Source organism: Sphingobacterium griseoflavum (assembly GCF_014653155.1).
Classification (GTDB): Bacteria; Bacteroidota; Bacteroidia; order Sphingobacteriales; family Sphingobacteriaceae; genus Sphingobacterium; species Sphingobacterium griseoflavum.
The window spans coordinates 1-12,134 of record NZ_BNAF01000014.1; the positions used below are offsets into that span (position 1 = coordinate 1).

14 protein-coding genes are annotated in these 12,134 nt (G+C 42.9%); 4 read left to right on the forward strand and 10 right to left on the reverse strand.

Going from position 1 to position 12,134, the window contains the following annotated elements:
• Window positions 1-188 (forward strand): hypothetical protein (locus IE165_RS18540; protein WP_229826601.1); only part of this gene is annotated, 188 nt, incomplete at its 5' end.
• A gap of 34 nt (window positions 189-222) precedes the next feature.
• On the opposite strand, the gene IE165_RS16215 is transcribed toward IE165_RS18540, so the two are convergent.
• Window positions 223-606: an SRPBCC domain-containing protein gene (locus IE165_RS16215; protein ID WP_189627700.1), complete on the reverse strand. Its 384-nt coding sequence runs from the start codon at window positions 604-606 to the stop codon at window positions 223-225.
• Between the two features lie 64 nt (window positions 607-670).
• On the opposite strand from IE165_RS16215, the gene IE165_RS16220 reads away from it, so the two are divergent.
• Window positions 671-2,038: a methyltransferase RsmF C-terminal domain-like protein gene (locus tag IE165_RS16220; protein WP_189627701.1), complete on the forward strand. Its 1,368-nt coding sequence runs from the start codon at window positions 671-673 to the stop codon at window positions 2,036-2,038.
• On the opposite strand, the gene coaBC is transcribed toward IE165_RS16220, so the two are convergent.
• From coaBC to IE165_RS16235, 3 genes are read right to left on the reverse strand one after another with little or no spacing between them, the layout of a single operon-like run.
• Window positions 1,995-3,236, reverse strand: a complete 1,242-nt coding sequence (coaBC, locus tag IE165_RS16225) for a bifunctional phosphopantothenoylcysteine decarboxylase/phosphopantothenate--cysteine ligase CoaBC (RefSeq protein ID WP_189627702.1) — start codon at window positions 3,234-3,236, stop codon at window positions 1,995-1,997. The genes IE165_RS16220 and coaBC overlap by 44 nt on opposite strands.
• Window positions 3,237-3,241: 5 nt before the next feature.
• A complete protein-coding gene (locus tag IE165_RS16230) occupies window positions 3,242-3,571 on the reverse strand; it encodes a DNA-directed RNA polymerase subunit omega (protein ID WP_189627703.1) in 330 nt (109 codons plus the stop codon).
• A 26-nt stretch (window positions 3,572-3,597) separates the two neighbouring features.
• Window positions 3,598-4,545, reverse strand: coding sequence for an outer membrane protein assembly factor BamD (locus IE165_RS16235; RefSeq protein ID WP_308434310.1), 948 nt, complete (start codon window positions 4,543-4,545; stop codon window positions 3,598-3,600).
• Window positions 4,546-4,754: 209 nt separating this feature from the next.
• Between IE165_RS16235 and IE165_RS16240 the strand changes: the two genes are divergently transcribed.
• Together IE165_RS16240 and IE165_RS16245 are read left to right on the forward strand one after the other, a co-directional pair.
• Window positions 4,755-5,024, forward strand: coding sequence for a NifU family protein (locus IE165_RS16240; RefSeq protein WP_189627705.1), 270 nt, complete (start codon window positions 4,755-4,757; stop codon window positions 5,022-5,024).
• Between the two features lie 58 nt (window positions 5,025-5,082).
• The gene (locus tag IE165_RS16245) at window positions 5,083-5,730 is read left to right on the forward strand and encodes a hypothetical protein (protein ID WP_189627706.1); all 648 of its coding nucleotides are present in this window, start codon (window positions 5,083-5,085) and stop codon (window positions 5,728-5,730) included.
• A 4-nt stretch (window positions 5,731-5,734) separates the two neighbouring features.
• Here IE165_RS16245 and IE165_RS16250 read toward each other — a convergent pair whose 3' ends face one another.
• From IE165_RS16250 to IE165_RS16275, 6 genes are all read right to left on the reverse strand, one after another.
• Window positions 5,735-6,973, reverse strand: a complete 1,239-nt coding sequence (locus tag IE165_RS16250; protein WP_189627707.1) for an FtsX-like permease family protein — start codon at window positions 6,971-6,973, stop codon at window positions 5,735-5,737.
• Between the two features lie 2 nt (window positions 6,974-6,975).
• On the reverse strand, window positions 6,976-7,617 hold the full coding sequence (locus tag IE165_RS16255) for an MBL fold metallo-hydrolase (RefSeq protein ID WP_189627708.1): 642 nt from the start codon (window positions 7,615-7,617) through the stop codon (window positions 6,976-6,978).
• Window positions 7,618-7,633: 16 nt separating this feature from the next.
• A complete protein-coding gene (gene gldD, locus IE165_RS16260) occupies window positions 7,634-8,209 on the reverse strand; it encodes a gliding motility lipoprotein GldD (protein WP_189627709.1) in 576 nt (191 codons plus the stop codon).
• Window positions 8,199-8,945 carry a shikimate dehydrogenase family protein gene (locus tag IE165_RS16265; protein WP_189627710.1) on the reverse strand — a complete coding sequence of 249 codons (747 nt, stop codon included), beginning with the start codon at window positions 8,943-8,945 and terminating at the stop codon, window positions 8,199-8,201. Before IE165_RS16265 ends, gldD begins: the two co-directional genes overlap by 11 nt.
• Window positions 8,942-10,351: a tetratricopeptide repeat protein gene (locus tag IE165_RS16270; RefSeq protein WP_189627711.1), complete on the reverse strand. Its 1,410-nt coding sequence runs from the start codon at window positions 10,349-10,351 to the stop codon at window positions 8,942-8,944. The genes IE165_RS16265 and IE165_RS16270 overlap by 4 nt, the downstream gene beginning before the upstream one ends.
• Window positions 10,352-10,553: 202 nt before the next feature.
• Window positions 10,554-11,948: an OmpA family protein gene (locus IE165_RS16275; RefSeq protein ID WP_189627774.1), complete on the reverse strand. Its 1,395-nt coding sequence runs from the start codon at window positions 11,946-11,948 to the stop codon at window positions 10,554-10,556.
• Window positions 11,949-12,134: the final 186 nt, after the last annotated feature.

Consider the following 12,134-nt stretch of genomic DNA (forward strand, 5'->3'; position numbering starts at 1 on the left):
GGAGAGTAGGTCGGTGCCTAATTTTAAACGAAGCCCCTTCAGGAAACTGGAGGGGCTTTTCTTTTTTATCCGTATGGTGGTCTTTGACCTATGGTCTAGCCGTGCCGATGAAAGGAGGATCTGTAAACAAGTTGATGGAAGACAGTTCCGGAAACAGCGTTTTAAGCGAAGCCCTTGTCAAAAAATAAAGGATTTCGCTCATTTACAGATTCATAAAAATAGTTACTCTTCTTCATAGAACTCGATCAAGGAAGCCATGTAGGTATCGTTCCATCCTTCAACTATGTCTACAAATGCCTCGTCAGGAATGTTGCTATGCTGTACTTCAACAGAGGTTCCCTTCTTATGATCATGTAATTTAATGGTTACCACGGATGGTTCCTCCTGCTCTCCGAAATACCATTGCTGTACAATCTTCCCATAAGGTTCTAGTGCGATAAATTTTCCGGTAATAGCTCCATCCCACATCGAAAATTCGCCGTCTTCTTTGGGATCGATTTCGGCTATATCACCTGTCCAAAGACGAATGGTAATCTCAGTAGTTAATGCTTTGTAGATATCTTCTGGTGTTGCGGCAACGATGTAATATTTTTTAAAATCTTTCATAGCGAGGTATGTTGTTATTCCTTCCTTATTGTGGTAAATTTACGCAGAATAAAACGATAAATCGATGAGTAACTTCCTCCCAAATGAACTTATTGCGAGATTGCGCGACGAAAGTAATTTCGACCATGAAGCTTTCTTGAATACGCACGCTAAAGGGGATCGTATTACTTCTATCCGTCTAAACCCACGAAAGAAAGCAGCATTAACCATGCCTTTGAACGCTCCAGTACCGTGGTGCAGGGATGCGTTCTACTTGGATGAACGCCCGATTTTTACGCTAGATCCCCTGTATCACGCAGGTTGTTACTATGTGCAAGAGGCATCGTCTATGTTTTTGGGGCATATTTTGCGTTCGCTGGGTCTGGAGGGTGCTTCTGTCCGAGCGCTTGATCTATGCGCCGCGCCGGGCGGTAAATCGACATTATTGAATGCCTATCTCGGTACAGGTAGCCTCGTGGTAAGCAATGAGGTTATCAAGTCCCGCGTCGGCATCTTACAGGACAATATAAACCGATGGGGGATGCATAATGTGCTCGTTAGCAATAATGACCCATCCGCGTTCTCCCGTCTTCCGGGATATTTCGATTTAATGGTGGTGGATGCACCTTGTTCGGGTTCGGGCATGTTCAGAAAGGATTCGGGAGCGATCGATGAGTGGTCTTTGGCAAACGTGAAGCTGTGTAGTGACAGGCAGAAGCGTATTTTAGCAGAGTCGATAGCGACATTGGCAACGGGGGGATATTTAGTTTATTCCACCTGTTCTTATTCGAGCGAAGAGAATGAGGATATCTTGGATTGGATAATCAGCGAATATGGATTTTCCACGGTAGCATTGGATGTTGCCGAAGCGTGGAAAATCCAACCAACACTTTCTCCTGTGCATGCCGCACATGGTTACCGATTCTATCCACATCAAGTCCAGGGAGAAGGATTTTTTGTGGGTGTTTTAAAAAAGACACAGGAACAGGAAACCTTTGGTCGAAAGCGTGCCAAACCCGAGAAGAGCCCGATAAAAAAAGATGCGCTACGCACTTGGTTGGTGGGGGATGAGCGCCTTTATGCGTTTATGCACAGAGATGATGTGCATATCTTTCCAAAGCAGTACGAAGATGACTTAAGGTGGATCCAGCAGGTTTTATATATTCGCACTGCAGGAACCAATATTGGAAAATGGCTCGGGAAAGAACTTGTTCCCTCACATGAGCTGGCATTGAGTATCTTCGTAAACGCAGAGATCAACGCGCAGGAACTCACATTAGCTGTTGCACAACAGTTTCTACGAAAGGAAAATCTAGATCGTGAGGTTTTTGAAAACGCCGGTAGCGGATGGTGTTTGGTTCGTCACCAAGGTGTGAATTTGGGATGGGTGAAGATTTTGTCCAATAGAATCAATAACTATTATCCGAAGGAATCTCGAATTGTCCATTTATAGCGGATTGGTGCTGAACGATCAATTGAACGATGTCATCTGCAACTTCTCGTTTACTTTTTAAAGGGAAAGCTTCCTCCATACCGTCCTTACCCAAAATGGTAACTTTATTGTTATCGCCTGCAAAGCCTGCTCCTTGATCCCGCATGGAGTTCAAAACGATAAAGTCCAAGTTTTTACGGGCGAGTTTTTCCTTTGCATTTTGTAGTTCATCGTTTGTCTCTAGGGCAAAGCCGACCAATGTTTGTCGGTCAGTTTTTTGCTTTCCCAGTGTACCCAGAATGTCAGTGGTTTTCTGCAATAAAATCTGAAAGGTGTCGTCGTGTTTTTTGATCTTTTGTTCAGCCACAGATACCGGAGTATAGTCTGCTACCGCAGCACTCATCACGATGATATCCGCTTTGTTGAAATAGTCCTGCGCAAACTGGAACATCTGTTGAGCAGAAATCACCGATAATCGTTCGACACCTTGAGGGGTGTCGAGATGGGTGGGACCGCTAATAAGCTGTACCGAAGCTCCCTGTGCGACTAGCGATGCGGCGATAGCAAATCCCATTTTTCCACTAGAGTGATTTCCGATGAAACGAACAGGATCGATCGCCTCATAGGTCGGGCCGGCAGTTACCAACGCTTTTTTTCCCTTCAAGGGTAAATTGTGATCAAAGAAATGGTGTATGGAGGCATATATCTCTTCGGGCTCTGCCAATCGCCCCTCACCCACTAGGCCGCTCGCGAGCTCCCCTTTTCCGGGAGGCAATAAAATGTTTCCGAAACGGCGGAGCCGATCCACATTTTCTTGCGTACTTGGGTGCTGCCACATGTCCAAATCCATCGCGGGAGCAAACATTACGGGACATTTGGCGGAAAGATAGGTTGCCAAGAGGAGGTTGTCACAGGCGCCATTTGCCATTTTACTCAAGGTGTTGGCTGTTGCCGGAGCGATGACTATTAAATCCGCTTTTCGCGCGATGTCTACATGATTGTGCCAAACTCCGGTATCGGAATCGAAATAATCGGTATAAACAGGGTTTTTAGATAAGGTAGCGAAGGTCAGCGGGGTAACAAAGCTTTTCGCATCGGGGGACATGATGACCTGTATTTGGGCGCCAGCTTTGACAAGCGACCTGACGAGATAGGTAATTTTATATGCGGCGATACCGCCGCATATACCAATGACGATATTTTTGTCTTTCAAAGGCATGCAGCCTATTCTTGCTCTTTAGCGGGATTTCTAAAGTAAACCCTGTCATTTAAAAATTCATCAACCGCGACAAGCGAAGCTTTTGGCATGCGCTCGTAGTGTTTAGAAATCTCTATTTGTTCACGGTTTTCGAAAACTTCTTCCAAGTTGTCGTTGTTGCTGGCAAACTCAGATAATTTACCATTTAACTCTTCTTTTACGTCTACGGCAATCTGGTTGGCACGTTTGGCAATAACGACGATAGATTCATAGATGTTTTCCGTTCCTTTGTCCAACTGTCTTAAATCACGTGTAACTGTTGAACTTGGGGTAGAAGTGTTTTTATTTTGACTCATTGTGTAATGTGTTATGAATTTCCAATTTAATTTGACGAGGAGTTTACTTCGCTAGCCTCTTTGGCTTCGGCTTCCTCTTTCGTTATTCCTAATTCCTTTTGTTGTTGTTCGCGCATTTTGTTGATTTGGTCCATACGTTTCACCACAAAAGCGATCTCCTTTTCAGCACTGGCGCGCAGTTGATCGGCGTCATGCTTGAACTTACTTTGCGGATAATGCTCCACAAAGGCCTGGTAGTAATCTATGGCTTCATTGTAACGCGCTTCTTGCCGATATGGCATACTGTTCTGTGCAAAAAGGTATTGCGACTTGACAATCAAGAACTCTATCTCTTCGGCATATCTCGTGTCGGGATACTCGCGTAGCATACTTTCGAAGGCAATCACCGCAGCACGGTAATCATCAGGTTGGCCCATATCGAAATACAATTTTGCATTGGCGTATGCTTTTTGCTCTAGTTTGTCCCGAAGATTTTGTATCAACTCGCCGGCTTCCTTAGCCTTTTCCCCCTCGGGATAAAGGTTGATAAAGAGTTGTAATTCATCAATTGCTTTCCGTGTATTTTCCTGATCCAGCGAGTAGCGAGGCGAATCTTGATAAAAGCAGTAGGCCGACATAAAACGACACTCCTCTGCACGTGCACTATTCGGATAGGTGGTTGCAAAGTTTTTAAAATGAAACCTTGCAGACGTGTAATCTCGCAAGCGGTAGTTGGTGTAGGCCGTGTAGTAGTACAGGTCTTCTGCTTCCGCCTGTCCTCGGTATTTGCCCATCAAGTCATCAAATAGCACCAAAGCTTTCGAAAATTTCTTTTTCTCATAGTACTTCACCGCTTCTTCGTATTTCATAGCGATGTTATTGCTGGCCCTTAATTTTTCAAACCTGCTTTTACATCCTGTCGCTAGTAGTACGAACACCGCGCAAGCTATTATGGATACTATACGTCTATTTAAAAACATTTTACAAAGATACATCAAAATCAAATAAGATTCAATTAAATTTTAGCGGTGCAATATAGCGCTAATTGTTTCGTAACCTCACTTGTTTTAAGAGGTTTAACATTCTTTAACCTGTTTCTTTGCAGGATGTCAACCTAATGTTGAATTCACCTTGCTGTTGCACTGTTCTGCCAATTATGTTTAATAATTTGATTATCTTTACCTCATAAAATTGGATTAGAGCAATGACATTACTAGAGCGAGTAGAACAAGCATTAGACACGATTCGTCCGTATTTGGAAACGGACGGTGGCGACGTGAGCATCGAAGAGATCACGCCTGATAATGTGGTTAAATTGAAATTGTTAGGAACGTGCGCAAGTTGTTCCATGAGTATTATGACATTTAAAGCTGGTTTGGAGCAAGCGATTCGAAAGTCTGTTCCCGAAATTACAGGCGTAGAGGCCATTAATTTGACGGATGTCAATGATCCGAACGCCATTACGCCAAACTAGTATTAAGGTTAACACATTTTAACAGGCGTCTTCAAGGAAGATTGTATAGATTTGACACATGACAGCAAGGAATCTGTATGTTCTCGTATTATTTTATGTTCTCGCGACGGTTTCAGCCGATGCGCAAGAGAAGAAGATTATTCAATTCAGCGGGCTTATCAGTTCGGTGGGTGGAGAACTGCCTGTGCCTTTCGTTACCGTAACGAATAAAAGTTACGCCAATCAGGCCTTTGCGGCAGATAATGAGGGCTTCTTCTCGTTCGTTGCCCATGTTGGAGATACTATTGCCTTTACGTCTGTAGGCTTCGATCCGGTCACGTATGTGATTCCGAATACGCCTACTGATAAGTTTACGGCAAGAATCAGTATGAAAAGCTTGGTGATAGAGTTGCCCGCTGTCATGCCCTTTCCTTGGGCAAGCATTGAAGAATTTAACATGGCCTTTCTCGCGCTCGATGTGAACAATGACGACGCCTCCCGTATTAGAAGGAGTCTTTCGCCAGAGGCTTTAGCTGCTTTATCTCAAGTAACTCCCCGAAGCGCAGAAGAAATCCAAACTTTTAATTCCATGCAACGGCATATCAATATGAACAATAAGGCCATCAACCAGCGTTTTGCGAATCCGCTGTTCAGTCCGTTAGCTTGGGGATCCCTTATCAACTCGATTGTGAAAGGGGATTACAGCCGCAAACGATTGCAATACTAACACATCATTCGGCGGTACGGATGGCGTCGCTCCGGATCTCGCGTACACTTAAAGATGAGGCTAGATAGGAAATCAGGATAGCCACAAGCATCACCGTGGTAAACACCAATAGGAAGTCTGTCGGACGGACGTCGACAGGATAGATATCCATGATCGCATTTGCACCATCACCCGTCCGTATGATACCATATTTTTCCTGCAAGATGCAGAAAGCCAATCCGACGGCTATACCGATAATTCCGCCTATAAACGCAATCATGACACCTTCGTAGAAAAAGATACGTTGTACAAGCCAATTGTTGGCTCCCAGACTTTTTAATACGGACATATCTTGCTTCTTATCGATGACTAACATCGTTAATGATCCAATGATATTAAATATGGCGATGATACCGATGACCGTAAGGATGAAAAACACAATCCACTTCTCTGATCGTACGGTCTTATAAAGGAGCGGATTTTGTTGCTCTCTACTTTTGACAATATAGTCCTTGCCTAGCAGGTCTTGCGTTTCGCGCTGCAGTTTCTCGGCCTGCAAAGGATCTTTTGCATACAGCTCAATTGCCGACACTTCGTCGTATTCATTCAAAAGATCTCGAGCGAAGTCAATGGGCGTGATGACTAAATTGTCGAAACCTTGTTGATATTGCAAAAGTCCGCAAGGTGCAATCATGCGGATATTGATATCATCCATTGGATTAACACTATTCCCGGGGCTCCCCTTCCGGGGCGAAAATAGCTGCATGTAATTATCTATTCCCTGTAGTGGAATGCGCAAATTGGCCTGCACCTGCGCACCTACAAGCGCGAAATTTGCGCTATCCTGCAGAATATGAAGGTTTCCTGCGTATAACATGTCTTGATGGTCTGCCTCCATTAAGCTTTTAGGTTCTACGCCCTTTATTTGCGCAATAAACTGCTGATTGTTATACTGTATCAATACCTTGTCTTCCAATACCTCCGAATAGCTTTTCAAATCCGGATTTTTACGCAAGGTTTGGAAGGACTCGGTTTTCGCATCGAATACTTTTCCTTTTGTCGGCTCAATACGCAATTCTGGCGCAAAGGTGCTGTATAGCGATAGGATAAGGTTTTCCATTCCATTATAAAACGATAACACGATCACCAAGGCCGCGCTGCTCACCAAGACGCCAACGACACTGATTGTCGAGATAATGTTAATCGCATGGAGCGACTTTTTGGAGAACAGATAACGTTTTGCAAAAAAAAACGGTAGTTTCATAGTTATCCCTTGATATACGGGTTGGTAGTTTTCTCAAAGCCTACAGTTGTCTCCGGCCCATGGCCTGGATAAACCACTGTTTCATCTGGGAGACTATATATCTTTTCTTTGATGTTGTCTAAAAGTTGTTGATGGTTACCTCCAGGAAGATCCGTACGGCCAATACTGTTTCGGAAAAGCACATCGCCGCCGATTAAAAACTTTTGATCTGCTTGATAAAAGCAAAGGTGTGCAGGGGAATGGCCCGGAACAAGAAGCACCTGTAGCCTATGTTTGCCAATTTCGATAGCTTCTCCTTCTTGTAAAAAGGTTTCTGGTATGGGCGATAGGTCGTAACGTATGCCAAACATAGGTGCGCGGTGTTCGACATCAACCAATACCGGAATTTCTCCTTCATGCAGCTGCGGGAAAAGGTTATAGGTATCATAAATCATTCGGTTTCCAAGCACATGGTCGATATGGCAATGCGTATTGTACAAAGCGATAGGCTTAAGTTTATTATCTTCGATAAAGGCCAGCAGCGTCTTCTCCTCAGCGACATTGGACATGCCAGGATCGAAGATTGCACAATTGCCATCTTCATCATAAACCAAATACGTGTTTTCCTGAAATGGGTTAAATATGAATGATTTAATATATAACATAGCTCAAAAATAGGAATTATTTCCAAGTAAAGGTGTGGAGAAGATGTTCAATATCCTGTTGAATAAAGTCTAACACCGGTTGTATCGAATCCAGGTGGGGCTTTTCGTGAAAGTATAGTGCACCCCGTAGATAGTGTTTGCTGCTATCTGATACAAAGAATTGCAGGTTGGAGGCGGTATTTCCGTGTATCAAATAAGTTACCCCGTACAGCTTTTTTTCGGGCTTATGTATTTTTACTTGGTCAATGGACGTTGCTTTTGTCGTATGCTTAAATGCAAATGTGCGTGCATCTTCGGTCAATTGTTTTAGTGGTGCTTCCGCATTTATCCCGAAATAGCTGAGGTGCAGGCGCGCATTAAATTGCGGGAAGTCCAAATTTTTCCAACAGGGATGAGCGCCATCGGTCTGATCGGGACTTAGCTTCGCATAGGTAGGTTGCTCAAATAAAAAAGGGCATCCGGTTGCGGCTACGGTATAGGATTTTTCAGGCAGGTCTATCCGAAAAAAGCCTCTGGGTTTTGGGGAATGATCAGGAGCTTGACAGGCGAATAGTAACGAAATTATGAACCATCCCGCGATGCTATACCTCATTCCAGATCTTCCAGTTGCGTTCTGCCTGCAACACCAACATTTCATAGCCATTTTTCGTGGTAGCGCCGCGTTCTTTGCCCTTCTTCAGGAAAAGCGTCTCCTCGGGGTTATAAATCAAGTCGTATAGCAAGTGGCTTTCTCCAATGCCTTCATACGGAATATGGGGACATTCTTGAATATTTGGAAATGTTCCTACGGGCGAACAATTTACCAAAAGTTTGTGATCCCGGATAACGGCTTCTGTTAGATCGGTGTAAGTCAGGTCGCCGTTATCTCGCTGACGACTGACAATGCGGTAGGATATGCCCAACTTTTTTAATGCGTAGTAAACCGCTTGCGCGGCTCCTCCGTTGCCAAAGACCAATGCTGTCTGGTGTTTGGCTGTCAACAAGGGGCGCAAAGACTGTTCAAAACCAAAGGCATCTGTATTGAAGCCTTTTAAAAAAGCCTTCCCATTTTTCCGTTCAATGCGGACACAATTTACGGCATTTATCTCTTCAGCCTCCGGCGAAAGCTCGTCTAGAAATGCCATGACGTTTCGTTTATGGGGAATCGTTACATTGAAACCGCAAAAATTTGGATCGGTATCATATAGCGTTTGAAACCCGTCCAGCGTTTCCAGCGGATATAGATCATAGTTTATATCGCTGATGTTTTCCCTTTCAAACTTTTCAAGATAAAACTTTTTGGAAAAAGAGTGTCCCAATGGATAGCCTATGAGTCCTAGTTTTTTCATGGGTGGTTTGTATATTTCCGGATAATGTCCACAATGATTTTGTTCCCCTGAAGCTGGGGCAGGTAATCGAACAAAATGTAGAATTTTTCAGGATTGGTTGCCAATCCTAATTCCAAGAAGTTCAACGCTTCGTTGTATTGCCCGTTGGCGAAAAGATAGGCCACAACGCGGTAATATAGTTCTGACGACTCAGGATTTTGCTTAATGGCATCGGCCATCACGTCGATCGCTTCGATATATTTTCCTTGCTCAAAATAGATCGAAGAAAAATCAAGCCAAGCATCTATATCCGTAGGATTAAGCTCAACAACCTTCGTGTACGCAAATTCTGACTCCTCGAACTGATTAAGCTTGTAACGAGCATCGGCGATGGCAAACCAATAGTCCGGATTGCTATCATCCAGCTCCAACGCTTTTTTATAAAAGTGCAACGATTCAAAAGGGCGATCATCAAAATCTAAGGTAACACCGATTCCGAACCAGCCATCGGCTAATTGCGGATCCAATTTTACTGCTTTTTTATAATTCGCTCTCGCTTCTTCCATCAATTCTAACTTCTCATAACACTCCCCGATAGCACAATATACGTCCGCAGTAGGTGTTTCATATTCGAAACTCTGTTTATAAACATCAATTGCTTCGGTATACTTCTGTGTACTGATGAGCACATTGCCCTTATTGAAATAAGCGGGCACGAAAGATTCGTTGATCAGTATCGCGTAATCGTAGGAGTCGATGGCTTCTTCAAATCGTTCGAGCTTATCGTATACCATACCGAGGTTGAACCAAGCAGCATAGGAGTAGGGATCTTTGTCAATGTATTGCTTATAAAACTCGATGCTTTCATCGGGCTTTTCCATAATCTCGTAGCAAAAAGCCAATGCATTCAGCGCATCATCATTTTCCATATTGATTTCCAATGATTTCTTCAAGTATGCAATAGCTTGCTCGTAGTCTCCCTTCAATTGAAATAATTCTGCTGTTTGGAGGTAAGCTTCGGCGGTATCTTCACCGAGTTCTATCGCTTTTAGAAAAAGGAGCTCTGCCTGTTCGATGTCGCCTTGAAGCAGGCAAATGTTTCCTTTGAGAAGATGCACCTCCCCGCTGTTTGGCTCCAATGCGGTAGCTTTATCTAACTGGAACAATGCTTTCTCAAGCTGATTGATCCGACCGTAAATCTGCGCCTTTTTCAACAGGAATAAAGTCTCGTAGGGATGCTGGCCAGTGGCATACTCTGCAACCTGCAGTGCCTTGACAGGATCGTTTTTATCGATATAGTATTCGATTATACTTTCGAAAGCCTTCGCATCAAAAAAGTATTGATCTTGGTTTCGCAGCATTTCCTCGTATCGATCGACAGACAGTTTTTGTTCCTCGGGCGAGCCAAATTCGAAATCTTCTTCCATATCACTCCTTTCATTTTAATTTAAAAATCGCTTGAATCCTCACGCTAGAAGAAATTTATAAAGAAAATGTGACTTCCAGTTGCTTTTGTTTTCCACATTTTCACATACGGCTTTACAAAGATAGCTTAAAATATTGATTTTAAGCAGAAAAGCCGATCCTGATGGATCGGCTTTCTTATCGTTTTATAATTCTTGAAAAGAATTATTTTTTGATTTCTACACGACGGTTTTGAACGCGGCCTTCTTCTGTAGCGTTTGATGCAACAGGATTAGCTTCACCGTAACCATTAGCAGAGATGCTTGACGCAGAAACACCAGCGTTAACTAGATATTGTTTAACTGCATTTGCACGGTCTTTAGATAAGTTCATGTTGTAATCTTCAGAACCTTCTGCAGAAGCATAACCATCTAATTTTACAGAAGAGTTAGCGCTACGCAATTCTTGTGCTAATTTATCTAATGTCGCGTAAGATTCAGTTTTCAAGACAGAGCTATCAAACTCGAATTGGATAGGCGCATAGTAAGCTCCAGTAGTTGCATTAGTAACAACTGGCTCTGGGAATTTGATCGGACATCCTGAACCATCTACTGCAGTACCTGCAGGTGTTCCTGGACATTTGTCGAATTTATCAGATACACCATCACCATCAGAGTCTTTGCTCAATTGATCAACAGTACCTTCTAAAGTAGATACGCGTTGTTTCAATGCTTCCACTTCGTTACGCAATGAAGGATCTTTCAACTCATCATATAACGTAGCAACAGGGTTTGTGAACGTTAAGCTTTCTTTATCACGTGAGCCTAAAGTGAACTCTAGACCACCGTAAACGTTGGAGAATTTACCTTTAACATCAGAACGGCCTGGACCATATAATAAGTTATCATCTGTGAAGTTCATAGTGTAACCTAGGTTCAAGGCAACAACTTCAGATAATTTAAATTTCACACCAACACCTACTGGTACGAAAGCAGCCATTTTGAAATCACGGTCACCTACTAGTTCTCTGTCACCAAAGATCTCTTCACCCCATTGACCTTTTTTGTCAACAGAAGCACCTGTGAAATCGTTGTTTGTGTACTGAACAGGGTTGTTCGCCAATACTCCCAAACCTACTTTAGCGTAGAAGTTCACAGCATTTTCTCTTCTTAGGAAGTCGATTGTACCTAATTGGAAAACACCATTTAAGCTAGCTGCCCAGTTTACTTCTGTTTCTGCAGAACGAGCATCAATACCCCATGCAGTTGACTCAATAGCACCGTTTGGTTGGTTAGAGATCGCGTGGTTGAAAGTTTTGATGCGACCACGGTTACCTTCCAATTCCAAACCGAATAGGTGAGAGAATTGTTTGCGTACAGTTAAACCATAGTACTCACCAACTTTATTTTGGAATAAACCAACTTTTTGACCGAAGTTGTTGGATCCACCAACGATTACGTTAGGTGTAGTGATACCACCTTGAACACCGATCGACCAAGTTCTGTATTGTGATCTTCCACCGAATACAGTTGGAGTTTGTGCTTGAGCGTTCTCAGCAAAACCTAAAGCGGCGACTAAAGAAGCTGCAACAGCTGTTTTTTTAATTGTAGAATAGTTCATACTCTTGTTTTTAAGGTTATTAAAATTTTTAATTGTTTTCACTTTTTCAATTTTAACATAACTTAACAATAACGATGCCAAAAAATATTAGCCTCGCAAAAATTTTGTTAAAAAACCAAATTTACCGACAATCAGCAAAAATGTTCGCGTAAAAGTATGTATATAATTTAGAAACGCAAAATTTTT

Excerpts from the sequence above, each read along its gene's own strand:
- IE165_RS16215 (WP_189627700.1), bottom strand. The coding sequence starts at position 606 with ATGAAAGATTTTAAAAAATATTACATCGTTGCCGCAACACCAGAAGAT.
- IE165_RS16220 (WP_189627701.1), top strand. The coding sequence starts at position 671 with ATGAGTAACTTCCTCCCAAATGAACTTATTGCGAGATTGCGCGACGAA.
- coaBC (WP_189627702.1), bottom strand. The coding sequence starts at position 3,236 with ATGCCTTTGAAAGACAAAAATATCGTCATTGGTATATGCGGCGGTATC.
- IE165_RS16230 (WP_189627703.1), bottom strand. The coding sequence starts at position 3,571 with ATGAGTCAAAATAAAAACACTTCTACCCCAAGTTCAACAGTTACACGT.
- IE165_RS16235 (WP_308434310.1), bottom strand. The coding sequence starts at position 4,545 with ATGTATCTTTGTAAAATGTTTTTAAATAGACGTATAGTATCCATAATA.
- IE165_RS16240 (WP_189627705.1), top strand. The coding sequence starts at position 4,755 with ATGACATTACTAGAGCGAGTAGAACAAGCATTAGACACGATTCGTCCG.
- IE165_RS16245 (WP_189627706.1), top strand. The coding sequence starts at position 5,083 with ATGACAGCAAGGAATCTGTATGTTCTCGTATTATTTTATGTTCTCGCG.
- IE165_RS16250 (WP_189627707.1), bottom strand. The coding sequence starts at position 6,973 with ATGAAACTACCGTTTTTTTTTGCAAAACGTTATCTGTTCTCCAAAAAG.
- IE165_RS16255 (WP_189627708.1), bottom strand. The coding sequence starts at position 7,617 with ATGTTATATATTAAATCATTCATATTTAACCCATTTCAGGAAAACACG.
- gldD (WP_189627709.1), bottom strand. The coding sequence starts at position 8,209 with ATGAGGTATAGCATCGCGGGATGGTTCATAATTTCGTTACTATTCGCC.
- IE165_RS16265 (WP_189627710.1), bottom strand. The coding sequence starts at position 8,945 with ATGAAAAAACTAGGACTCATAGGCTATCCATTGGGACACTCTTTTTCC.
- IE165_RS16270 (WP_189627711.1), bottom strand. The coding sequence starts at position 10,351 with ATGGAAGAAGATTTCGAATTTGGCTCGCCCGAGGAACAAAAACTGTCT.
- IE165_RS16275 (WP_189627774.1), bottom strand. The coding sequence starts at position 11,948 with ATGAACTATTCTACAATTAAAAAAACAGCTGTTGCAGCTTCTTTAGTC.